The organism is Clostridium puniceum (genome assembly GCF_002006345.1).
GTDB lineage: Bacteria > Bacillota > Clostridia > Clostridiales > Clostridiaceae > Clostridium > Clostridium puniceum.
The window spans coordinates 29,970-55,593 of sequence record NZ_LZZM01000159.1; the positions used below are offsets into that span (position 1 = coordinate 29,970).

At 29.0% G+C, this 25,624-nt stretch carries 15 protein-coding genes and 1 pseudogene; 3 read left to right on the plus strand and 13 right to left on the minus strand.

Annotated features, from left to right (window positions below):
- Positions 1-4 precede the first annotated feature (4 nt).
- From CLPUN_RS12575 to CLPUN_RS12590, 4 genes are all read right to left on the minus strand, one after another.
- On the minus strand, positions 5-3,094 hold the full coding sequence (locus CLPUN_RS12575; RefSeq protein ID WP_077847624.1) for a cyclic peptide export ABC transporter: 3,090 nt from the start codon (positions 3,092-3,094) through the stop codon (positions 5-7).
- 66 nt (positions 3,095-3,160) lie between these two features.
- Complete coding sequence (locus tag CLPUN_RS12580; RefSeq protein WP_077847625.1) at positions 3,161-7,642, minus strand: non-ribosomal peptide synthetase; 4,482 nt, start codon at positions 7,640-7,642, stop codon at positions 3,161-3,163.
- 935 nt (positions 7,643-8,577) lie between these two features.
- Positions 8,578-10,773, minus strand: coding sequence for a DNA topoisomerase III (locus CLPUN_RS12585; RefSeq protein WP_077847626.1), 2,196 nt, complete (start codon positions 10,771-10,773; stop codon positions 8,578-8,580).
- 187 nt (positions 10,774-10,960) lie between these two features.
- Positions 10,961-11,974 (minus strand): hypothetical protein, encoded by a 1,014-nt coding sequence (locus tag CLPUN_RS12590; RefSeq protein WP_158078762.1) that lies wholly within the window; start codon positions 11,972-11,974, stop codon positions 10,961-10,963.
- Between the two features lie 583 nt (positions 11,975-12,557).
- Here CLPUN_RS12590 and CLPUN_RS28710 point away from each other — a divergent pair.
- Positions 12,558-12,770, plus strand: coding sequence for an IS3 family transposase (locus CLPUN_RS28710; protein ID WP_077847628.1), 213 nt, complete (start codon positions 12,558-12,560; stop codon positions 12,768-12,770).
- A gap of 11 nt (positions 12,771-12,781) precedes the next feature.
- Here the strand turns inward: CLPUN_RS28710 and CLPUN_RS12600 are convergent, their stop codons facing one another.
- The 5 genes and pseudogenes from CLPUN_RS12600 to CLPUN_RS29635 form a co-directional block, all read right to left on the minus strand.
- Positions 12,782-13,399 carry a hypothetical protein gene (locus CLPUN_RS12600; protein WP_077847629.1) on the minus strand — a complete coding sequence of 206 codons (618 nt, stop codon included), beginning with the start codon at positions 13,397-13,399 and terminating at the stop codon, positions 12,782-12,784.
- Between the two features lie 117 nt (positions 13,400-13,516).
- On the minus strand, positions 13,517-13,645 hold the full coding sequence (locus CLPUN_RS29190; protein WP_278281647.1) for a hypothetical protein: 129 nt from the start codon (positions 13,643-13,645) through the stop codon (positions 13,517-13,519).
- A gap of 507 nt (positions 13,646-14,152) precedes the next feature.
- Complete coding sequence (locus CLPUN_RS12605; RefSeq protein ID WP_077847630.1) at positions 14,153-15,577, minus strand: hypothetical protein; 1,425 nt, start codon at positions 15,575-15,577, stop codon at positions 14,153-14,155.
- Positions 15,578-15,588: 11 nt separating this feature from the next.
- On the minus strand, positions 15,589-18,555 hold the full coding sequence (locus tag CLPUN_RS12610) for a hypothetical protein (RefSeq protein WP_077847631.1): 2,967 nt from the start codon (positions 18,553-18,555) through the stop codon (positions 15,589-15,591).
- A gap of 257 nt (positions 18,556-18,812) precedes the next feature.
- Positions 18,813-18,961: pseudogene (locus tag CLPUN_RS29635) on the minus strand (DNA adenine methylase); the annotation flags it as partial.
- 696 nt (positions 18,962-19,657) lie between these two features.
- Here CLPUN_RS29635 and CLPUN_RS28715 point away from each other — a divergent pair.
- Together CLPUN_RS28715 and tnpB are read left to right on the plus strand one after the other, a co-directional pair.
- On the plus strand, positions 19,658-19,828 hold the full coding sequence (locus CLPUN_RS28715) for a hypothetical protein (protein WP_158078764.1): 171 nt from the start codon (positions 19,658-19,660) through the stop codon (positions 19,826-19,828).
- Positions 19,829-19,882: 54 nt separating this feature from the next.
- On the plus strand, positions 19,883-20,071 hold the full coding sequence (gene tnpB / locus CLPUN_RS29640) for an IS66 family insertion sequence element accessory protein TnpB (RefSeq protein ID WP_143329048.1): 189 nt from the start codon (positions 19,883-19,885) through the stop codon (positions 20,069-20,071).
- A 647-nt stretch (positions 20,072-20,718) separates the two neighbouring features.
- Here tnpB and CLPUN_RS12635 read toward each other — a convergent pair.
- The 4 genes from CLPUN_RS12635 to CLPUN_RS12650 are packed head-to-tail and all read right to left on the minus strand — an operon-like array spanning position 20,719 to position 25,611.
- Positions 20,719-21,471, minus strand: coding sequence for an ImmA/IrrE family metallo-endopeptidase (locus CLPUN_RS12635; protein ID WP_077847634.1), 753 nt, complete (start codon positions 21,469-21,471; stop codon positions 20,719-20,721).
- A gap of 22 nt (positions 21,472-21,493) precedes the next feature.
- Positions 21,494-23,491 carry a restriction endonuclease subunit S gene (locus tag CLPUN_RS12640; protein ID WP_077847635.1) on the minus strand — a complete coding sequence of 666 codons (1,998 nt, stop codon included), beginning with the start codon at positions 23,489-23,491 and terminating at the stop codon, positions 21,494-21,496.
- A gap of 1 nt (position 23,492) precedes the next feature.
- A complete protein-coding gene (locus tag CLPUN_RS12645; protein WP_077847636.1) occupies positions 23,493-24,932 on the minus strand; it encodes a type I restriction-modification system subunit M in 1,440 nt (479 codons plus the stop codon).
- Between the two features lie 25 nt (positions 24,933-24,957).
- Positions 24,958-25,611, minus strand: a complete 654-nt coding sequence (locus CLPUN_RS12650; protein ID WP_077847637.1) for a hypothetical protein — start codon at positions 25,609-25,611, stop codon at positions 24,958-24,960.
- Positions 25,612-25,624: the final 13 nt, after the last annotated feature.

Sequence of the window (25,624 nt, forward strand, 5' to 3'; positions counted from 1 at the left end):
CACCTCATTCTATTTCTACTGTTTTAATTTTCCCAATTTCCATTTTTATAACCTTATCAGCCATATTAAAATAATGATCATCATGAGTTATTGCTATAACACACTTACCATTTTTCTTAAGTTCAGGCAAAAGAGTGTTATAGAAAAACAATCTAAATTCTGGATCTTGGTCAGCTGCCCATTCATCAAACAAGCAAATTGGTCTGTCCTCTAAGTATGTAATTAATAAAGCCAACCTTTTCTTCTGTCCCGTTGATAATTGGGTTGTGCTAAATTTCCCATCTATAATCTTCACTTTGTTACTAAGTTGTAATATTTCTAGATACTTTTGCATTTCATTTTCCTTGTATTTATAATCTATTCCATAAAGATTATCAAACAAATAAAAATCACTAAAAACAGTTGAATAATTTTCATTCAATTCCTTTTCTTTAATTCTTTTGTCATTCAAAGTTATAAATCCCTTATATGGTACATATAAACCTGTTATTAATTTAGCTAGTGTTGATTTTCCGCTACCATTCCCACCTGTAATAAATATTATTTCACCACCATTAAATTCATAACTAATAGGTCCTACCTTAAAACTTTTCTCATCATCTTTGTCATAAATATATTCTATTTCGTTTAACTTTAAGCTAATATTAAAATTCTCAGCATATTGTGACTCATGATATAAGTCATCTTTGGAAATTGATATTTGACTTAATAAATCATTAATTTTCTTTAAACTTATTTTTATTTCAATAAAGTTTGGTATAGTATCCAATATCCCATGAACTGGACCAGTCATATAAAGCAGTATAAATACATAACTTGCTATGCTTGTGCTTTCTAAATCCTTTAATATCAAAGGAAAAATTAATGCTATAGATCCAATTGCAAGTGTAAACAACAGTTCACCTATTACAAACATATTTGCAAAAGCTAGAGCTGATTGTCCTCTTTTAACTCTATATTTATTACAACTTTTCTCCATATCAGCTTCAAATTCATTTTTCCTTTTACTATTAAGGGTTAACTCTTTAAAACCGCCTATTAAATCATTAATAAACTTAAAAAATATATTTTGAAGATCCCTTGATTCTTCTCCAATCTTATTTGCATATCTACCTACTAAAAAATAAATACTTGCAATAAGCAGCATTATAGTTGCGGATAACAATAATGCATATATACTTATAAATCCTAAATATATAAAACAACAAATTAGTGTTATGGTGCTTGTAAGTCCATTAACCAAAATGTTTGCAAATCTACTTATTGTTTCAGTATCACTATATAATATAGATTGAATTTTTCCTTTTTCAATTTTCTCAAATTTATCATAAGGGTACCTCAATAAGCAGTTAACAATTTCCATCCTTTTGGAATATACTATTTTATTTGTTGTTTCTATTAACTTTCTTCTCATAATTTTTTGTCCATAAACATATAGGATTATTCCAAGCACAAAATATACTAAAATCTTTATTTTCATGTCATTGCTACTACCTACAGCCATATTAATAGTGAATATTATAAGAGCATTTCCAAATCCGCTAATAATACTTAATATTGATAAGATCAGTATAGATTGATCATCTTTTTTTTTATATAAAGTTGTTATTAGACAATATATATATATGAGTCCCATGCTTACATAAACAAGATAAATGGCAATTTTTATTGTTTTAGGAAGCCATACAAAGACAAATTCCCATGATAGACCTCTGTATAAAATATAAGGAATCAAATATATAGAATAGCTTAATATTCCCATAAAAATTAGAGAAAAAATAAATTTCACTTTAAATTTTATTCCCTTTTTATAAAACTTTCTTTCCCTTTTTGCTATCTCTTTTAATGCTTTTAAAATAAAAAGTAACGTCAAAATAATTATTAATCCACTAATAAATATAATGAAAATAGAGATCTTATCCGCACTTTTATTTAAGTCTTTTATATCTTTACTATAATCTCTACTTTGCAATATTTCGTTAATTCCTTGCCCAATTACTGATACATAATCTGAATTTGTATTGGCAAGAATTGCAACACCTACTTTATCCTCTGGCCTAAAAATTATGAATGAAGAATAATTAGGATTATTTCCACCATGAGAAATTTCTCCTCCTTCTTTTTGATATACAAACCATCCCGCAGCATAAGATGATCCATCTCCTAAAGGAGCAACCCTACGGTTAGCTTTTTGCGATTCCTCAATGATATTTTTATCAAATTCTGAATCATTTAAAGTACCCATTTGAACCTTAAGCCACTTTCCCATATCTTCGGCATTAGAAATAATATATCCAGCTGGCTTATTTCCTCTATAAACAGGTGCATCATATATTTGTGGTCTTAAAAATCCAATCTTATATCCTTTAGCTATGTGTTCACTTGCAATATCATTTTTATATAAATAAGTGTTATTTAATCCCATAGGCTTTAAAACATTTTCTTCAATATACTTTTCATAACTTATTCCTGTTACTTTTTCAATTATTAATCCTAAAATATCATAATTTATAGTCGCATATTGAAACTTTTCGCCTGGAACATTGCTTAATTCTATATTTATTAATGTTTTTATAGTTTCTTCTAGTGCATTATCATTATCAGAAACTGGTAACTTATCTATTGTTTTAAATGGTATTCCACTTGTATGATGTAATAATTGTTCTAAATTTATTTTTGCATGATTACCTTTATATTTAACATTTAACCAAGGAATATATTTAGTTATTTCATCATTTAAATTAATTAATCCATCCTTTTGTAATTTAAGTATCCCAAGTGCAGTAAAGGCTTTACTGTTAGATCCAATTTCAAATAAAGATTTATAATCAACAGCTTTCTGCGATGATATATCAGAATAACCAAATCCTTTTTCATATATTGTTTTATCACCTTTAACTATGGTTACAGATAATCCTGGAATACTACCTTTCTCCATATTTTCTTTTATAAATTTTTCTATTTTCAAAGTCTCATCGTTAGTTAAAGTGTTCATTTCACTTGTAGAATTATTTAAAGCATATGTTTTTAATGGTAATGAAACTATACTAATAAAAATAATAATTATAACTATGAATTTATTGAAGTTTTTCATATATTGCCCCACCTTCTATATAAACTTTTTTCTAAAAATTAATGCATTGATACATCTTATTAATTTTTAATCAAATAGAGCATCTAAATCTTCTTGTGATATATCAGCAGCATCAAAATCCGATGGAGTAAATTCCTTGAAATCTTTATTTTCACACTTATCTAAAATTAATCTTAATGTGTCTCTATAAATGTTAATAAAGCTTTTTATTGTATCTTCATGAAACCTAGCATTACTATAAATAACATTTATTTTTAAGTTTTTGTTTACTATCATAGCAGATATATCTATCAGTGTTGTTAGTGAGTTTTCTTTATCACTATTCAATCCAAATTCAATATTTACCTTATTTAGCCTCTCTTCATTTATAATATTGTCAAAATCTCCAAGATAATTGAATCTTATATATTTATCGCTATTCCCTTTTATTTCCTTATTCAAGAACTTAAAAATTCCATAATTAAAACCTTTATTAGGTATGTTTCTAATTTGCTCCTTTATTGATTTTATATTTTTCTCTATTTCATTTAACTCTACTTTAAAATATGCAGGATACATAATTGTAAACCATCCAACAGTTCTTGACACATCAATGAAATTACTTATATTTTCTCTTCCATGTCTCTCAAGTTCGATCATTACATGTTCATTATTAGTAAATTTTTTTATTGTAATTGCTAATGCTATTATCAAGACTTCATTAAACTCTATATTATAAACTTCATTTACTTTTTTCATTAATTTATTTGTAGTATCCTCATCAAGTTCATAGCTTAAAATAGAAGAGGTTTTTATAATATCCTCACCATTAAAATCTATTGGATATGAAAACTTCTTATCTAAAATATTATTCCAATAAGCTTTTTCTTCTTTGAAATCTTTTTTACTATACTCATTTAACTCTTCTGTCCATTCCTTGAAAGAATGTGTTTTCATGGGAAGCTTTACTTCATCCCCATCATTTAATTGGTTCAATATTGTAATAAAATCACTTAAAATTATTCTCCATGAAATTCCATCAACTACTAAGTGATGAGCTGTAAATAATAAAGATTGTGTATCTTTTCCTAAATTAAACATAGTTACATTAAATAAAAGACTATTTTCTATATCAAAATTAATATTAGCTTTATGTATTAGTTTCTTTACATCCTTACGTTCTTCATCAGAAAAATACTCCAATAAATCTAAATATTTAAAAGCAGAAGCCTTATTATAATGGTCATTGTTATAAAATAACTTATCATTTTTCCTATCATAATTAATTCTTAGTCCATCGTGATACTCAATTAATTTATTTACAGCAGATTTCACCTTATTAAAATCTAAAGCTATATTGTATTCTAATAGCACATATTGATTATATAAATTTTCATTTAAAAATTTTTGCTCGAAAAACCATTCTGTAATAGGTGTTTTCTCAATAATTCCTTGGCTTTTCTCTTGACTTATAACTATAGATTCTCGATTTTTTTCTACTGTAGCTGCAATTTCTTTAATAGAATCATTAGTTAATATGTCTTTAACTTGAATATTTAATCCTATATCTTTAAGCCTTGAAGAAATTTGAATTGCCTTTATAGAATCTCCGCCAAGCTGATAATAATTATCATTCATACTTATATTTTTTATGCCTAATATTTCTTCCATAACTTTAACTAATTCTTGCTCTACATTAGTTTCAGATTTTATAAACTCTTTTTCACCTATTATAGGCTTAGGAAGTAATTCATAATTAATTTTTCCATTTAAAGTCAATGGTAACTGATCTATGAAAACAAAATTAGCTGGAATCATATATTTAGGTAGAAATTTATTTAACCACTCTTTTAACTCTAAGTCCTTCATGTTTTTTTTGCTTACTATGTATGCATTGAGTATCTTATTTCCTGATGAGTCTTCTTTAAATGTCACAACAGTATCTCTGACAGACTCATTTTCTAGTAAATATTTTTCTATCTCTCCAAGCTCAATACGATATCCTCTTATCTTTACTTGATTATCAGATCTACCTAGATATTCAATCAATCCATTTTTTAAATATCTTGCTATATCCCCAGTTTTGTACATTCGTTTACCTTTTACAAAAGGATTTTCAATAAACCTTTCTAGAGTCAACTTTTCACGATTCAAATATCCCCTGGCCACCCCATCTCCTGATATATAAAGTTCTCCTGCAATGCCTGTTGGAACCACATTTAGCTCATTATCTAATATGTAAAGTTGAACATTATCTGCAGGATAACCTATGGGTACTGATATTCCATCATCTTTTTCTTCACTATATATATGTATCATACACCCAACTACAGTCTCAGTAGGACCATATTCATTACATATTTCTATATCTCCACCAAAACTATCTAATATTTCCTTTGCTAAATTTACCTTTAAATCTTCTCCCCCAACAATAAATCTTTTTATTTTAGAGTTACTATTGTTCATATTCTTTATCAAAGTTAAATGAGCAGGTGTAAGCTTTACTACTGTTGCCTTATTTTCTCTTAGTATTTTATACAAAACAAACTCTGTTTCATCAGTATCATAAATTATAATTTTACTTCCAGATATTAAAGGAGTAAATATAGATGTTATGGTTAAATCAAAAGCTATTGATGAATATAAAGCCATAACTTCATTATCATTTTTTAGATACGTATTCTTTGCCCACCATATATAATTTGTTAAACCTCGATGTTCAATCATTACTCCCTTAGGTTTTCCTGTTGAACCTGATGTATAGATGATATAGGCTAAATTATTTAGTTGATTTACTTTAATTAAATTTTCTTTGCTATATAAATCTACATTTATTTCATTTATATTGATCATAGCTCCGTTATATTCAATTTGTTTATTAGCATAAAAATTCACAAGCAACATGGTACTTTCTGAATCTTGAAGCATGTAATTTACTCTATCTGGAGGATAGTTAGGGTCAATAGGCAGATAAGTTCCTCCAGCTTTTAGAACTGCTAAAATTCCTATAACTAGTTCTATAGAGTGACTCATCATAACTCCTACAATTGATTCCTGCCCTACATCGTTTTCTCTTAAATAATTTGCTAATTGATTTGACTTTTCATTTAGCTCTTTATAGCTTAATCTTACGTGTTTAAATTCTAAAGCAACTTTATCTGGTGATTTACTAACTTGCGCTTCGAATAATTCAGACACTATTTTACTGGGATAAATACTACTTGTTGAGTTTAAGACATGTATTTTGTGATTAATTTCTTCATCGCCAAGAAGTTTTATATCTTTTACTTGGCAATTTTTATTTTCTAATATTTCTGTAATAATATTAATAATAGAATTACTCATTACTTGAATTTCTTCTTCTGAATAGTCGCTTGTTTTATAATCAAAATTTAGAGTTATAACATCGTTCATCCACTCTTTAATCGTTAGCTGTAGCGAATAGCTTTGATTTCCACAATAATATTCCTCCGCTTCTGCGTCCGCACCATCTATTTCAGTAATGAACTTATTTTTATAATAGTTCACAGACATTTTGAATAAACTATCATAACCTTCTTTGCTTAAGCCTAAGTCTTTAATTAAAAGATCATATGGGTATTTTTGATTTAATAAGCAAAGTTTAAATTCTTTATTAATTTGCTTTATTAAATTTTCTATGTTTAACTCATCATCTAATTCAAATCTAAAAGGTACAGTACTAGTAAACATACCTACCATATTCTTTTGTTTCCTATTTGCTCTGTTAAATACTGGTGTGCCTATTACAATATCCTTTTTATACATAGCTTTATTTATGTATATAAGTAATATTGCTATAAAAAATATATTTAATGAGCACTTGCTATCTTTCACAAATTCATTTATTTTTTTTGATAAATTAACATCGATATTAAAAGCTCTCCTTTTTCCTTCTAAACTATTTGAAGTATTATATAAAAATTCTTCTGGAATACTCTTAAACTTTTCATTCCAATAGTTCTTGTTTTTAGCAAACCTATCTGAATCTAAATATTCCTTCTCTTCTTCTACAAAATTTATATATGAACAATATTCTCCTTGATAAATAATCTCATTTTTTACCAACTTACTGTATATCTCACATATCTGCTTCTCTACAAGACTAATGGACCAGCCATCTGATATAATATGATGAATATTTAATAATATCCCATATTCTTTCTGATTTATTTTGTATATTGCAAAATAATATAATTTGTTATTTTCAAACTCAAAAGCTTTTTTAAATATGTTCTTTGACCATTTTCCATGTTCTATTTCAGGTTCCTTACAATTACTAAAATCTAAATAATCTATGTTTTCCTGTTTAAAATCACTAACATATTGAATAGGTTGTCCACATTTTTCTGTAAATCTTAACCTTAACCCCTCATTTTTCTTAATCACAATATTGATTGTTTCATTGAGTTTTTGTATGTTTACCTTCTCATTTATCTTTAAACATCCACCAATATTATGAAGAGGTGAATTTAAATTCACCTTTTCTATGTACCATATTCTTTTCTGTGAATGTGTTAAATTATAATAACCTTTCTCATTGCCCCCCATAATTTCTTCCTCTTTCTATATTATTTTTCTAAGTTAATGTAATTGTTAATTGCTTCTTATAAACTTTCATAAAAATTTTCAAATAATAAATCTTTCAATTTTAGATTTTTTTTGGATTAATAAATAAGTTTAGTTCATATAATGTTTGCTACAAATATTCGAAATTTTGTAACACGAATTTCTATAAAATTCTTCTTTACATATTTTAACTTTAATATATATTCAAACTATCTATATGGGATAATTTTATAATAATTATTCTGTTATAATATTTAGGAAAATCCTGTAGATAACTTTAAAATATCTTTTTAATCACAAAATAAGTCAAGCTATTCCTTCATAATATAGTAATACTTAAAGTTAATTTACTGTATATAAATTACATATAATGAATATAATTTAATTACAATAAAATTAAACCTTATTTTACATTTATATTCACAATACATTTTTATATTACATTATTTGTATTTGGTTAGCAACACTTTTCTAAAATTATTTGTTACTTTTATATCTCTTAATATTTTGAATCAATTATATAAATTGGTGATAAAAGCAAAATATAATTTAGTATCAAAAAATGAAGTTAATAAAAAAACTATTTATGATATCTTTATCCACACTACATCCATTATCTTAAATTTTAATGCAGACAATTCCTTTACTGTTTCTCTATACAAATATGTACCTTATTACTATCTATATATGATCTTGTAAATCACCTTATAAAAAATTTTCTTTTATGTAATCACCTCACATTATATTTTCTTAATTTCATTACAATTAATATATAAAACAGGAAATAAATTCCATAGAGGTTTATGATTTTGAAATAAAAGCTATTGTTGAAGCATTAAATGTATCCTTTTTGTAGTCAATATTTATAAATGAATAAAGGTAGAACAATAACTTATATATTGTTCTACCTTTATTATTTATTTATTAAAATCTTTTAAAAGATCAGCAAACGGATTATTCATATCAGCTTCTGCTTCTTTTTTCATCTTTCTCATTATATTATTAACTTCTTTTTTATTCGTCTTTGCAGATTTATCAAATCGCTTTTCAAATACAGATGCTTTTTCTCTAAAATTGCAACTTGTGCTTGGGCAGATATATATTTTTCCTTCACCTTGCCCCCTAAGTTCTAACTTCTTTTTACATTCTGGACATCTTGCATTAGTAACTCTTGATACACTTTCTCTATGTCCACATTCCCTATCTTGGCATACATTCATTACACCATTTTTCCCTTTAACTTCTAGCATATACTTACCGCAATCCGGGCATTTTTTACCAGTTAGATTATCATGAGTATATTTATCTGTACTAAATTTAACATCTTGAACTAAAGCTGTAGCATAATTTCTCATTCTTGCTATAAAATCATGAACATCTGTCTTTCCTTTGCTGATATCATCAAGCTCCTTTTCCCATCTAGCAGTTAAAAGTGGTGATTTTAAATCCTTTGGTACAAGCTCCATAAGCTGCTTTCCTTTTGAAGTTGGAACTAAATCTTTGCCTTTCTTTTCTATTACAAAAGAGTTAAATAATTTTTCTATAATATCTGCTCTTGTTGCAACTGTTCCAAGTCCACCTGTTTCTCCTAAAGTCTTAGCTGATTCTTTATCTATATTAATATACTTTTGTGGATTTTCCATGGCAGATAAAAGTGTACCTTCATTAAATCTTGCAGGAGGTTTAGTTTGGTGCTTTTTAATTTCAACTTTATTTACCCTAACCTTATCTCCTTTAACTAGCTTTGGCAGCACTTGTTCCTTTAACATACCTTCTTCACTTGTTTCTTCAAGGTCATCTATTTTATCATAAACTATTTTCCAGCCTTTAGCTGTTATTACCTTACCCTTAGCTCTAAAAGTTTCCTCTCCTACTTTCACCTTAACTCCTGTTTGAATAAATTCAAATGGTGGAAGTAATACACTTAAAAATCTCTTTATTACTAAATCATAAACATTTCTTTCTTCTGAACTTAAAATTCCAAGGCTAACTCTTTGCTCTGTTGGAATAATTGCATGGTGATCTGAAACCTTGTTATCATCAACAAAACTTTTATTTGCAGTAATATTTCCCTTTAATATTTCAGTTGCACTTTTTGCATAATTAGAAACAGAAATTGCCTTTAACCTCTCCTTTATCGTAGGCACTATATCTCTTGTTATATATCTTGAGTCAGTTCTAGGATATGTCAAAACCTTATAATTTTCATAAAGCCTTTGCATTATAGATAAGGTTTGTTTTGCTGAATATCCAAAAATTCTGTTACAATCTCTTTGAAGCTCTGTTAAATCATAAAGTGCAGGTGCATATTGCTTTTTATTGCTTTGTGTGATTTCAATAACTTCTCCATCTTTTCCTTTAATTGCTCCAACTATTTTATTAGCTAAGTTCTCATCAAAGGTTCTATTAATATTATCTTTATTAATCCATTCAATAGAGAAACTACCAGTATTCCCTATAATTAAGTAATAATCCTTAGGCTTAAAATTCTTAATTTCTTCTTCTCTTTGAGCTATCATAGCTAATGTTGGCGATTGAACTCTTCCTGCTGATAATTGAGCATTGTATTTACATGTTAACGCTCTTGTTACATTAAGACCAACAATCCAATCTGCTTCTGCTCTTCCTTGTGCTGCCTTATATAAATTTTCATAAGCTGAACCTGGTTTTAAATTTTTAAATCCATCTAAAATTGCTTTATCAGTTTGTGATGATATCCAAAGTCTTTTTATAGGCCTTCTAAATCCAACTTTTTCAATTATCCATCTTGCAACTAATTCTCCTTCTCTTCCTGCATCTGTTGCAATAACTAATTCACTTACATCAGATCTTAACATTTGCTTTTTTACTTCATTAAATTGCTTACCCGTCTTTTGAATAACTGTGAGCTTCATATTTTTAGGCAACATTGGAAGTGTTTCCATGCTCCATTTTTTATATTTATCTCCATAACCTTCTGGATCAAGTAAAGTAACTAAATGTCCTAATGCCCAAGTTACTATATAATTAGGCCCTTCTATATATCCACCTTTATTTTGATTACATTTTAAAACTTTAGCTAAATCTCTACCAACACTTGGTTTTTCAGCAAAAGGATATGCGTTTTTAAAAATAAAGTCATTATTTCTAAAGCTATATTATTACAATGATATTTTAATTCTGTCCTTTTTAAAAGTCTGTAATTAATTTGACAAAATCATAGAAAGACTTTATATCATCGCAATTACGAAAAATTTATGCATAGGGAAAAACAAAACTCAATTACTAAAATTAATTTATATTTTAATAATTGAGTTTTATTTATATATTAATAATTTTGTTTATCATTTCTATAGCCTCTTCAAGGTTCATAGCTTCATCTTTATTTCTATAAAATTGCTTGTTAATATCTGCTATTAAGAAATTTATTTTTTTAACCTCTGAATATTCTTCTTTATTAGTTTCAACTAACTTTTCCAGTTCATCAATTATACTCATATAATTTTTTTTGTTTTGTACTGCAATATTAAGCAAAGAATTAGAAACTCTATTAGTTAAACTATTATATTTATCTCCTAAAAACTCATATTTATATGTATAAAATAATAATTTGATTAAATATGGTACTAATGAAATTTCGTTTACTTCATTAAGTGATAAATCTTCTAGCCCAGTTATTACATCTTCTTTACTATCTTCAATATGGTCTATAATTAACTTTAATCCATCACTTTCATTTAAATTTATGAAAAACTGTGCAATATTAAGTGCTTCTTTTGTATTATTTATACTTTTTAATTTATTTTTCAAATAAATTTCTATCTTACTAATATTGTTTATTTTAACTTTATCTATAATATACCATTCTATTTCATCTGATATTTTACCAAACAAATTATTTATTAATAATTCTTCATTAGATACTTCACAAATATAATCTACTGCAATTTTTCGACTTTCTATAAACTCATTTTCATCAAAAACAATTCTAATGATTTCATTTTCAACTTCCCTTATATTGTTATCTATACAAAATCTTATATGATTATTAAGTATATCTCCATGTATAACCTGTTCTCTTAAATTACTAATTATTCTTCTTTTTACTTCTTGATACGGTAATATATTAACTATATAATCAATTCCAACGAAATGGTTATTTTCAAGCCAATCAAAAGATAACAAATCTAACATAACATTATCAGAATATTTAAAGTCAAATTTCTTTCGAAAATACCAAAGATAAAATGCACGTGAACTTATTGTAGCACTTCCATCATTTCTCAATTTAAATGCAACTTTGAAATCTACAAATCTTAAATATTTATTACACAAAATTTCTATTTTATTTCTATTTTCATTACTTACAATAATATCATCATATAGAGGGTAAATGTTTATCTATCCGTCAATTCTTTTACGCTTGCAATAGTTCCATGATTAGATGAAAGTTTATTTATTAACTACATAATTTCTAAATTTCTTTCAGTTTCTAATTTTCTTGAAGATTTAGTTCCATTCATGTACCCATAAATATGTAACTTTAATAAATTTTTTTCGGTCATAAGGTACTTGAGCAGGTCGATTAGAATTATATATTCTAAAACCTAACTCTTTTAAATCCAACATATTTACAAACTCATAAATAGCTCTAACTGAATTATTTCCATCTATAAGATCATCAATACAATTAATAGTAAAACTAGTTTGATATCTATTATATCCTTTTAATTAAGCCATACTTACAAATCCCTTCCAAATCATTATTCTATATTTTTCCAATATTAGCACATTATAATATAATCATAATTGTTAGACAGTTTGACGTACGGTTCTTAGATGAGGGAAAGGAAGCAATCCCTTTTTATTAATCGATTACCGAGCCTAATTCTAAAATAAGAACTAAAAAACACAATCAATATCCCGTTGTGGAAATTACTGGGACAATACTCCTCAAGAGTCATTTTATGGACATACGAAAGATGAACTACATTTGGAAAGCTGTACGACTTTTGCCCAACTAAAAGAAGAAATCGATCCCTATATGAATTATTATAACAACTTATTTTTTGAATCGACTCTCTCTTTTTTGACCTTGACAAAAGATACAGTTTCCCATACTTTCTCATGAATAAAATATTTTTAGATAGTCCTATCTGATGCTGATGCAAATATTTGTATAGTTCCTACACTTTGCATATCATTCTTTCTTCTCCTTATAAGGTAATTGTATATATCTGTCCATCTGGATACATCCTTGACAGTTACACAACCAGCGGAAATCATGCCAGGATGAAAATAACGATCTCCACTATGACTTATTCTAAACCAATTGCAAGCATAATTTGATTCAGCTAAATACCTTTCACCTAAAGGATGAACTTCATCTGGTATTTCCAAATCATGAATTCCTATTGGAACAGGATTATTTGAATCAGTTATTGCATTTATCGGTCCGACCCAAATGTCATTATCATCGCGATACCAAAGTTCACTCGTACTTATGATATAATGAATCTGACCACTTGTTAATTTGATTTCACCTTCTTTAAGATAAGAACCACCATTGCCCTTAATTTTAACACTTGCCTCCTTGCCCACAGGTTTTCCTTCAAGTATTTTAAAGTATTCTCTTTCATTTTCCATTTTAATGAATTCTACATGAAGAAATTGAGGTAAAGGTGGATATGTTGAACCATCATTATACTTAACTTTTAACCAACCTCTTTCATCAGTAGTTTCAACGTATTTTATAGTCATTTATAATACCTTCCTTTCGTTTAAAATATTCGTAGAATTAATAATACTTCTTATTAAAATATATAAACATTCTCTACAATTAGTTTCGATTTATGACGAATTAACATTTTCCATTCTTTATTGAACTAAACTACTTATAACATGTATAATCTCAACCACATCAATTCTTCTATCACCATATTGATTATCATAAACTGATATTGCTGGTGAATTCTTTTTAGATGTACATATTATGCTGTAGTTCATCTATGAAAAACACAATCTTATGATTATGAATACTGCCAACATCAATAATTTTCTCCTATAACTGCTACTATCTCCATACTTGTGCAAGATAAAACTTTAATTTCATAACTTTTAATTGAATAATCTCTAAATTAACCAGATACACTAATCTCTTGTTTATGACGACCATTTCGCAATCTGCAGAAAAAATTCTGATATCGAAAACTCAATTTATATAACACTATAAGAGCCTACCACAATACTTTTTTGACCACGTAATAACAATTTAGATTGTCTCTTAGGTTCAAATAGATTATTATTGGTTCATCCAATCCATATGTAAAAAGCGCCATTAAAAACTTTCATTCCAGGTATATGAATAGTCCATATACCTGTTAAATTATCACGGAACTATGTACATTTTCCGGCAACAGACAGTCAATGCTATCACTATTTGTAAGTTACTTTTGTAAATGAGTATCTCTAATATTAGGCTGATTTTTGTTTTTATTATTATCTCTCCTACAATTAATTTTCCTTTTTAGCTCTAGCATCTTCCAATTTTTTATTTTCTTCATCGATTCTTATTTTCGCTTCTACTTTAGCGTTTTCAATATTTTTATCATTCTCTGTTTTAGCTTCATTGATGGCTTTTTGACTATCCCCTTTAGCTTTTGCAATTTGATCATCTGATTGATTTTTGCTAATTACATATTGGTTTTTAGCTGATGTTATAATATTTGCTGCCTCTGCTTGAGCAGGTGCAAGATCCTGATCGAATTTTGCCTTTGCAGCAATATAAGCCTCTTGGATAGGTGCTAATTTAATATCTACATTTTTATTAGCTTGATTAATAGCATATCTGGTGCTTTCTATTGCTTTTTGGCGCTCCATTTGCGCTAAATGCAATTTTCCTGCGGCTTCATCCGATTTGGTTCGGATATATAAATTTCTAACAGTATACTCATTATTCTGTAATGAAAGAGACTTTTCTGTTATTTTACCATCCAGAGTTGAACGGATAAGCACATGATTTTGTTCAAGCCAATACAGACGGTTTATAAAAAGATCTATTTCAAGCCCTGTTATGATAGATGCAGATGGATATATTATCATATGCTCTGTTCCTTCCAGTGTAATGGATTCAATTTGCTCTAAGCTATTCCAATAGATTCTTTTATTACTTTCATCTATCTGTATTCTTGGAAAAAATTCGGAAGTCTTACTACTTGGAAGAGAATAGAAATATAATAGCTTAATCAAATTACTATCCTTATCCATACTCCAGATTCCATATATACTTTCTTGAGATGTTTCCCGTTCCATTGCTGTCCAGTATAAAGTTCCTGAAGCAGATAGAGTAGCTGAGACTGATGTCGTATTAGATGAAAACTCAGTTTTTCCAAGTTCTCTATAATGACCACCTTTTGTATCCATTTCATAAATAATCCCTACAGGAGATATCCAAACAATTCGTCCTTCTACAGGCTGAATATCTAATGATCCTGTAATCTTGGCCTCAACCGGGACACTGTATTGTATTTCTTTTATAGTTGTAACATCAGCTCCTGTTATTGATGTTGAGAATAGAGATACTTCAACTAATTTCTTTTTTTCATTAATTGGTTGAGACGCTGTTTCAATGATAAAATAAAGCTTTTCGTTTAACGGATCCATTGTCATACAATAAGCACGCGATGGTGTTCTAAAAAAATCCTGTTCATTTCCAGATTGATCGCAAATACGCACCCCCCGTTCATCCGCAAGAAAAATACTATCTATGCTTTTATTATATAACTTTGCTGCGTTTTCTCTTGCCTTTATTTTTAGTATAGCGGCTTCCTTCTCAGCTTCTTCAAGAAGAATCTTTGCTTTTGTTATTCCATCTTGCACTTTTGTAGCACTTTCTTGGCTAGCCTTTTGTAAAATAGTGGCAGTAGATAATTTCTCCATAGTAATCTCCTTTATATTCGAATTTTTTTCTTAAAAATTTTACTAATGGGTTCTCCAGGATCCTTCCCTAACTTTTTAAGTTCTTCGGCTTTTTTTTCTGCCCAGATTTTAATATCGTTCAAAGTTTTTTCCGTTTCATTCCTTATTAGATTTATAGTATTATCAGCTTCCGCTGTAATGTCCAATAAAATTTTACTAGCTGTCTCCCCAAGTTGCTTTACCTCAGCATTTGTATTATTTAAGATTTCTGTAGCCTGCTCCTCGGCATTTTTGAGTACTTTAGCCCCCTCTTCACTCAGTCTTTTTGCTTCATCATTCGCATTATTAAGAATATTTTCAATTTCACCAGCAACCTTGCTTGGGAAATCTCTCATCTGATTCTCAAGGTCATCTACCGTTTGTTGTGTTTTTTCATTAATAGCATTAACAGATTCCACCCCCTTAGCCAAAATATCTTTTGCTTCCTTAAGAAGTTCATCAGCTTTTGATGATGTATCATCCAATCTTGCACCAATGCTATTCGCGAAGTCTTCGGCATCGTTTATAATTTTGTCAGTCTCTGCAATGGTTTCTGCGATAAGAGCTCTAGCAGACTCTTCTGCTTTATTTACGGCTTCTTTTACGGCTTCTTCCGCTTTTCGAAGTAACTTATCGGCATCTTGGAATTTTAGATTATTAATAGCATACGTAGATATTTGCTCAATTAAATATTGGGGTAGTTTTTTGAGCATATTAATATCAGCAGATAACTGGAATGCTGGTAATTCCTCTTTAGTACCTTCGAACATAAAACTTCCACTGATTTCAAGTTCCCACTTATCAAGACTTCCTCTCACAGTAGCTTGGACTTTGAATTCAATATCCAGGTTAAACTTGCCTAAATCAGTTCCAAGAATTTTAAAAGGACCTACTTCAATATCTAAATCAAGTGTGAATTCCGCACTAGCTATAAAAGTATTCTGATTTAAGAGGCAGTTCCATTTAGTACTTGTAATTCCTCCAATATCACAATCCAGTTCAAAACGAAATCCTTGATCATTTATTTCAATTTCTATTTGTTGATCCACTAAATCGAAAAAGCCAACACTAGCACTGGCATATAGATACGGAGAAGCATTGGTGTTAAATTGCAGTAATGCACCACCAGGTTTAATATATGTAACCATTCGTGACTGATAATTCTGTTGTGGTTCTTTTTTCAGAATAATCCATTCATCATCTACCAGATATTCTTTCATACTAATGCCTTCGCCACTTCCTCCAATTTTAAGTAAATCTCCCAGATTATAAGGAGCAGCTTGTGCACTTCCCTTAATGCCTGCTTCAGATACAATCAAATATACGTAGCTTTTAAAACCAAACAAATCAATATAACCATTAAATCCTGCACCTGGTGCTATCAGTGTTCCATTAGCTAATTGTCTATCCAACTTCGACCAATATAAAAAAACCTGCTTAGCAGTCAATTTATTTAAAAAAGCTGGTAACCCGGATAAATTTTTTCCAGTTATAGCTCCATAGATTGTTTCCAAATCAATCTGTTCTAAGTATCCATAGAAAAATATAGGGTCTAAAAATGAACCTACAAATGAGAAAGATGTACCAAATTCATTCACACCGACAGGTTGATCCATAATATGAAAAGTTCCATCTAATCCAAAATTCATTGCTGGTGTTGTATAAATCCATCCGAAACTCACAATTATTGTATCAATATTAATACCCTTTAGACCAAGAGGTGCAGATATAAATTTGGGTTTCCCATTCTCATCCTGATTGTCAACAGTGAGTGAACACTGAGCATAGGTATCACTAAACTCAATTATTACCCTGCATACCAGCAATGATGCTCCAAACGGAATGTCCAATGAACCTTCCAGCTGAATTTTTAAAGGGTCGATAATAAAATTTAACTGTGGGTTCTTCAATGTTAAGGTATTATCTGAAACCTTAATATTAATAGATTTCTTAAAAAAAGCAGTAAATCTTTGCCCAGTCAAGGGAGGACTTAAAGGTGCCTGAAATACAATAGAGTCTTCATCTATCGTTGACTGAATAAGATTTAAGATTGGGTTATCCGACTCTGACAATAAAATTTCTGCACAAAAAAGAATCCCTCGTTCAATTTTAATATTCCAATTCTCCATAAATTTCATAACTGGCTGAGTAGAATCTGGTAGAGGAGGAAGTTGTGGAAGCTGAAAAAGCTCATCTTCTATAGTTGAAAAAATGCAGCAAGACTGATGTATATTTACTTCGTTAAGAAGTCCGCCAATAAAATTGTGTAAGGGGCCTGTTATTTGCTCCTTTGAAATAGCTATTCCAAACACAAAATTCCAATCATTATTAGCATTCGTTGCTATAAAAAATACCTCTCCAAATGATGCTGACTGAGCAGACAAAAGAAAGTACCCGTTCTCTAGTTGTAGTTCAAACGCAATAGCCGTCAAACGTAAATCTAAATCAAGGGCATTTATAGAAATGTTATGCGATATCCCTAGTGCCTTAGTAATATCCTGAAAAGTCATAGATTCACCTGTTTTTTCTTTCCATTTTCCATGCAATCGATCTGGGTTAGCCAAATTATATTCGATTTGAAGTTGAGCTGAACCAAAATGGATGGTACCTTGAAGTAAGGCGTCCCATGTTTGTTTTAATGGACTAGGTGATTCTAAGGTAATTTCGAGTTTTATATCATGCTCCTTCTGTCCTAAAGTTAGAGTAGCCATAGATTCTGCCTTGACAATATTACTAACAGATGACTCTTCCCCCCGAAAATGATTTGCAAATACGCTTACATTTTGTACATCTATTTGAGGGATTATTTCAGGATTTTGAAGTGTGATATCATTGTTGCTTAAAAATTTATCTACTAGCACTGGAAGTTCAGTAATAGATGCATATGTATTATCATCTTCTGCTGACGATAATAGAGGTTCTCCAGTAATGGCATCTTCATTATGAATCGTAGTCGGCATGTTTATCATCTCCTTTTATTTCATTCAATTAGTCTGCACATCTTTTTAATAAACTATTCTGTATTATTTTTAAAATGCATAGAGATTACATAAAAGAATTAGTAGAAAGGTTTATTTATATAATTATTTACTTACTATTACAGTAACTTTAAATGTTTAGATTCTTGAAGTACAAAATCACAAACAACTAATGGAGATAGATTTCATAAACAAACTTGAAGAAATCAGAAGAAAGCGATTCTATGCCAATAAGATATGAAATTACTTGTCATATCAGCGTTAAAATCCTTATAAACCTCTATTGAGCCACCGCCGCCTAATACATAAATGTATCTTGCGAAATTCTTTGATACATTAACTCTCGCAAAGCCTTTTTTCCGCCTACACAACTGATGATGCTATTCATAACATCACGTGCCCTGCTCTTACTTCGGCGCTTGATTTTCTCAACTTCAGTTTTCATGCAAGAGTCATCTGACTCAAACATGTAAATCCAAAAATTAGTAGAATCTTTAGGCTGGAGCACAATATATTTTATTGACGGATTAGTCATTCCCGCACCTTCTAGTTCTTTTATTTTGTTATGTGTTATAGAGTCTATTGATGTTAGTATAAAGTGATGGATACGTTAATTCAGACTAAGTTTAATAAATTTTATGTAAACTAAATATTCTAATGCATATGCATCCTCATGAATTTATTTCAAAATAAACCCCTGAGGATATTTGGGGGCAAGATAACTGAAACTTTACTAGAATGATATGCTAATAATATACAGAAAATGCACAAAGATCTATATAGTATACCATTCAGGTATGCCAGAAGTGTAAATGAATCAAAATATATGCCGTTCCTTATAATTAATGCATTTGTAATCGATGGAACAAATACCGTCATGTAAATAGGCCTTCAATTTGATATTCTTTAATAAAGTGATCAGATTGGAGGTTTTATCATGAAATCTACAAATGAAAATCTGTTCCTTTGAGAGCAATGGATCAATGAAAGAAATAAAAGCGACATGACAGTCAAAGAATGGTGTGAAAAGAAAGGATTCAGGAATCATAAAATAAATATTAAAAAAGAAGAGCCTGTTGAATAAGTGGCACTTACTGAAGTTACACCAATCCTTTCAGAGTGTGATAATCTACTATCAAACTTAAATGAATCTGATGATTTTCAGATACTTTATAAAAATATACAAGTTACAGCTCCAAACAATTTTAATCAAAATTCTTTTGCAGCACTAATGAAGGTTCTGCAAGAATTATAATGCATCATATAGCCGATTGGGCGGAGCACATCTATCTTGCACTCGGTGCCACCGATGCAAAACGGACTTGCCGCATTGTTTTCATTGAAATTTAAACTTAATCCATACTCTGGTACAAGTGCTTTCTTATTCTGCAATAAAAGGCATACCTCTCTTAGAGCACTTAGATGGAACAAAAATGCCTTTATATTAGTTACAAAGGTTCTTTCTGATGACATAAAATTTCAGTGGCCAAAAAAATGAAGGAGAGATGCGTGATATAACAAAACATCAAACGGAATGGCTTCTGGATGGTGTGCAGATTGATCAAAAAAAGCACATCGAGAGAGCATTGATACAGCAGGAATGTTTTTTTAAAATCGCCTAAAAACTAGAAAAATATTCATTTTTATGGTATAATATAAGTAGAGAATCAACCAGAAAGGAGCCTTAATCCATGCAGTTTTTAGATAAAAAAGATTTACGAATTGAAGAACTAGAAAATGAAAACAGAAAGCTGTAGGAAAAGGTTAATCTGTTAGAGCATAATGTTGAACTTCTTACTCAAGCAGTTTTGGGACGTCAAGTGAAAAGGCACCTAAAATAGATGGACAATGCTCTCTTTTGGGTGAAATAATTAATGAAAAGATATCCAGTTAGAAAAGTACGGTATATTATTTCTTAATCCGCATTATTGCAAACATATCTTAATTCTGTACCTTTTAAAAAGTACAGAATTAATTTTATACAATAAAAATTAATATTGTATTTACTACATTCTTAATTTATGTGATCTTGTCACTTTGATAATTAAATTATTTATAGTATAGATTTTATATACTATAAATACAAATAAAGCACCTATATTTCTATAGATGCACTTAGTAAAATTTTATATTTAATTTTAAATTTTATATATGGTATTTAATATTCTCATGTTCTTTTAATAAATTTAATTGAAGTAATCTTATCCGTGCTGCCTCTTTAGATACATTAAAAACACTTGTAATTCTATTAATGATGCATCTATAATTATTAATATTGCACAACTGTGAATCTCTATATAAATATGTTTTATTAGTAATGCCAAGTAATACTAGCATATTTAAGAATTCTTTTAAAAAAGTCTTCTTAGGCATTAATAATGCACCACCTAAATAATTTGCTTGCCATTCCATTCTTTTATCATTAGCAATATTATCTTTGTAGCCTTCATTATACTTATCAGTAAGTATATCTTCTGCATCTGATATTACTGGATTAGATAAGTCTTGTAAAAAAACATCTCTATGCAGAATCCAGTGAGCAGCTTCATGAGCACAAGTGAATCGAAACCTACCTATTTCTTTTTTATTATCGCTTAATTCGCTATCAACTATTACAGAGGCTTCTGAAATATTAAAGTACTGTTTTTCTTTACCATTATACATATTATAAATTATAATCTTAGCTGGTTTAAAAACCATATATCCCAAAATCTCTCCATCTTGAGAAATTGGCAAGAACTTCAGCTCAAGTTTGAGATGTCTTTCTATAAAATCAGTAATCGTTATTTCACTTGGCTTTGTAAGTAACCTTGAATTATATACTTCCAAATGATTTTCTGCTATTTTTTCAAGCTCATCCTTACTGCGATATGGGAATATACTCTCTTTATATTTCATCTTTCATACCTCTACATAATATTTAATTCTTATTTATCCTTCTTGCAGCTATTTTCATTTCATAATCTGAATCCAAACATTTCTCCATATCTGTTTTATTTTTTAATTTTTTTAAATATTTCGTCTCTGTTTCCGAAAGTTTTAATGCATTAGCTATTTTTTCAATAATGAATTGTTCTGGTTTCACAAACCCCTCTTCAATCTTTGTATAATCAGATGATTTTACATCTTTAAGTGATTCTAACATATTTGTAATTGTTATGCCTTTCTCTTTTCTTTTTTGTTTTATAAATTCTCCAAATGATAGCTGATTATTTTCTTCATTATTATCATTAAATACATCTTGTAAAACTGATTGCATTAGACGTTCACTATTTTTTTTAGATTTTTCAATATTATTTTCAAGTTCATCACATAATCGCATTAATAAGTCTACTTTTTCTACTATACGCTTTTGTTCTGCTAATGGTGGTGTTGGAATTAAAAAATTAGCTAATTTAGTTATACTTAATCCTTCTCTCGATATTCCAACTTGTATATTCATTATTGAATTAAAAATATATGGTGATATTAAAATAGTATGTAAAAACTCTTTAATAGAATAGTCCACTACCCTAACTATTGATACATGTTGATTAACATTCCCTATATCAAAATTATCAGGAACAATGCAACACCTACCTATTGATCCTCCAGTTATATTCATTAATATGTCTTTAGCTTTTACTATGCTACCAGACATTTTATTATTAGTCTCTTCGCTTATAAATGCTATGTTATTAATTATTAATCTATCATTGTACACGTTTTGAGATCTAATAAATTTTATTCCACTATCTAAATAAACATTTCTACCACCTTTAGGTGTACTTCCAGCTCCAATTTTCTGAGTTAAATCACCTAATCTAATCCACTTCCAACCTTGAGGCAACTCCCAAGGCTTTTCTTCTTCACTTATCTCCGACAAAGGCTTTTCTTTCTTTATATTCTTTTCCTTAATTAATTGTTCCTTCTCTGTTCTTATCTTTTCTAAAAGAATTTCTGCTGGTTCATCTGATGGATCTTGTGGTACAAGTTTTCCTCGCACTGCCAATTGAAGAATACAATTTTTTAATTCCTTTACTGCATTATCACCTAAAGATAAATCTTTAAAGTTAGATAATATAAATCTTAATGTTTCTTCTAATTCTTCTGTTGTAGTGGCATTAGCTATACTATTAAATACAGATTTTGCACTTAATATACCATAATGTACTTTCTTCGCTAGAGATTGCTCTAATTTATCGCAAAAAGCCATTAGTGAATCTATTTTTTCCACTATACGTGTTTGTTCTCCTAGTGGTGGAAGTGCTGTAACATATTTTTTTAATGCAATCATATCTATGCCATCCTGGCCACATGTTCTACTTGCTAATCCCTCTAATAATTTTAATAATTTAGGATCTTTTAATAAGTAATATAAATAATCCTGTGTAATAAATCCTCCTACCGGTTCAGCTTTCATCAATGCAACATTGTAAGCACCTTTAAGACCTCTTAATATTTGAAAAATTGGTGGCCCATACCTACCAATCATTATATCATTACTATCACAGAATTTTTTTGCTTTATCCATTGGTACATAAGTTATATTAGAATCACTTTTATAATCTCTAATTTGAATTAATCTTATTAGTCCTTCTTCATATGAATACTTGAATGTTGACTTAGGTGGTTGCTGACCACCAATAAAATTAATATAATTTCCTAACCTAAAGCATTTCCAACCTTGAGGTACTTCAAAATGAATTTCCTCTTTACTAATCTCCTCCAAAGGCTTTTCTTTTTTTATCTTATTTTCCCTAACCAATCTCTCTTTTTCTTCTCTAATCCGCTCAAGCAAAACACTTGCATGTTCATCATTAGGATCTTGTCCTACTAACTTTCCCATTAATGCTAAATCAAGTATCACTTCCCTAAGTTTTTTAACCTTCTCAGGTCTATCAAAGATGGTTTTAAATTGCTCTAACATCATATCCATATTAATTACCACCTAATATCTTACTTAATTCTTCTATAAGTTTATTTTGTATATCTTCAACATCTTCTTTAGCCTTATTATACTTTTCTAATAATGCAAATGGATCTCCTAAATCTTCTTCTACTTTATTAGGATTCTTAAAGTCTAAATTATAGTTTCTATTTTTAATATCTTCAACACTTACTTTCCAAGCATTTTCACTTTCTTCTCTGTTTTCCCACCATGCTTTTTCCAATTCAAATTCTTCACTTCTTATAGGTTTAGTTTTAGTGTAATTCTTATACCCTTCTGGTAGTGGATGTTCAAAGAACCATACTTCTTCTGTTGGCTTACCTTTTTCAAAGAATAAAAGGTTTGTATTTATTCCTGTATAAGGTGCAAATACGCCATTAGGCATTCTTACTATCGTATGTAAATTAAATTCATTTAAAAGTCTTTCTTTAATCTTAGTCTTAACACCTTCACCAAATAAGAAACCATCAGGTAAAACAACTCCTGCTCTTCCTTTTTCACTTAATCTATACATTATAAGTGTCATGAAGAGGTCTGCAGTTTCTTTTGTTTGGAACTGACTTGGGAAGTTTGTAAGAACTGTATCTTCCTCAATTCCACCAAAAGGAGGATTCATTGCTATAACATCTATAAATTCAGATGACTTTAAATCTCTTACATTTTTCATTAATGAATTATCATGCTTTATTTGTGGTACATCAATATCATGTAATATTAAATTAGTAGTTGCGAGTAAGTGAGGTAATGGTTTCTTTTCTACACCAATTATAGATTCTCCCAATACTTTTAAATCTTCCACCTTTGTCTGTTGATTTTTCATATGTTCGATTGCACAAGTTAAGAATCCGCCAGTACCACAAGCAAAATCTGCAACTTTTTCACCCAATTGTGGATTTAATATCTCAATTATGAATTTAGTAACAGGTCTTGGCGTATAGAATTCTCCTGAGTTACCTGCACTTTGTAGATCTTTTAATATATTTTCATAAAAATCATTAAATAAATGTCTATCTTCCCCTGCTGTAAAATCTATTTCATTTAATTTATTTGCTACCTGTCTTATTAGAGCACCAGATTTCATATAGTTATATGAATCTTCGAATATAGACTTAACTAAGAAAGCTTTATTATCTGAATTTTCATCTAGCTCCATTTCTTTTAAGCCTTTGAATAATTTATTGTTAACAAAGTCTAAAAGCTCATCACCTGTAATTCCTTCATCATTTGCTGCCCAATTTCTCCACCTTAAATCTTCTGGGATTATTGGTTCATAATCATCATATTCTAATTCCCATTCCTCTTCCTTTGCATCAAATACCTTTAGAAATATCATCCATACTAATTGAGATATTCTTTGAGCATCCCCATCAACTCCTGCATCTTGACGCATTATATCTTGAACACCTTTTATTACATTTGTAATTGACATTTATTTGTGTCCCCTTCCTCTGTTGTTATTTAAATAAGTCAGGTGCTATGTCATTTAATGAAATTAAATTTACCTTAAACTTATTATCATCATAGTACTCATTTAAAAAATTATATTTATTGTTATATTTAGCTTCAAACTCTTTAGCAATTTTATTGTTTTTGCTAAGTATACTCGAAAAACTTCTTCTTCCATTTAAAAACTTTTGAAAATAACTACAATCTGTTAAATATAGATACTTTTCTTTCTCAGTATTATATTCCACTAGATTATAATAATCTCCAAATGTGGTTTTCAACCTCATGCTATCATTGCCTCTCCAAGTTATAAATTTAAATTCTGCTATTCTCTTGTTTGTAATTAAATCAAACTCACTACTGGCATTATCTGCACCTAAGCTTACACTTTCCACAACTTCATTATCTTCTAATAAATAAGGCAAAGAATTTATAATCCCTAATGTATGAACTACTACATTTATTTGACCCATTACTGACTTAACATCTAAAGCTGCATTTAATGTATCTTTAGATGTTAAGTCTTGACTAATTATTTGTAAAATGGATTTACTATTCTTATTCTTTAGTTGAAGTTGAAGATTATATACAATATCAGATAACTTATCGTTTGAATAATATTTTATTAAAGTTTCCAATGATTGAGCAAGATTATTCTCCATTAATATACTCCTT

Coding starts and splice junctions, on each gene's coding strand:
- CLPUN_RS29190 (WP_278281647.1), bottom strand. CDS start 13,645: ATGAACTACAGCATAATATGTACATCTAAAAAGAATTCACCAGCAATA.
- tnpB (WP_143329048.1), top strand. CDS start 19,883: ATGCAAAACGGACTTGCCGCATTGTTTTCATTGAAATTTAAACTTAAT.
- CLPUN_RS12610 (WP_077847631.1), bottom strand. CDS start 18,555: ATGCCGACTACGATTCATAATGAAGATGCCATTACTGGAGAACCTCTA.
- CLPUN_RS12650 (WP_077847637.1), bottom strand. CDS start 25,611: ATGGAGAATAATCTTGCTCAATCATTGGAAACTTTAATAAAATATTAT.
- CLPUN_RS12575 (WP_077847624.1), bottom strand. CDS start 3,094: ATGAAAAACTTCAATAAATTCATAGTTATAATTATTATTTTTATTAGT.
- CLPUN_RS12600 (WP_077847629.1), bottom strand. CDS start 13,399: ATGACTATAAAATACGTTGAAACTACTGATGAAAGAGGTTGGTTAAAA.
- CLPUN_RS12635 (WP_077847634.1), bottom strand. CDS start 21,471: ATGAAATATAAAGAGAGTATATTCCCATATCGCAGTAAGGATGAGCTT.
- CLPUN_RS12605 (WP_077847630.1), bottom strand. CDS start 15,577: ATGGAGAAATTATCTACTGCCACTATTTTACAAAAGGCTAGCCAAGAA.
- CLPUN_RS12580 (WP_077847625.1), bottom strand. CDS start 7,642: ATGGGGGGCAATGAGAAAGGTTATTATAATTTAACACATTCACAGAAA.
- CLPUN_RS12645 (WP_077847636.1), bottom strand. CDS start 24,932: ATGTCAATTACAAATGTAATAAAAGGTGTTCAAGATATAATGCGTCAA.
- CLPUN_RS12640 (WP_077847635.1), bottom strand. CDS start 23,491: ATGGATATGATGTTAGAGCAATTTAAAACCATCTTTGATAGACCTGAG.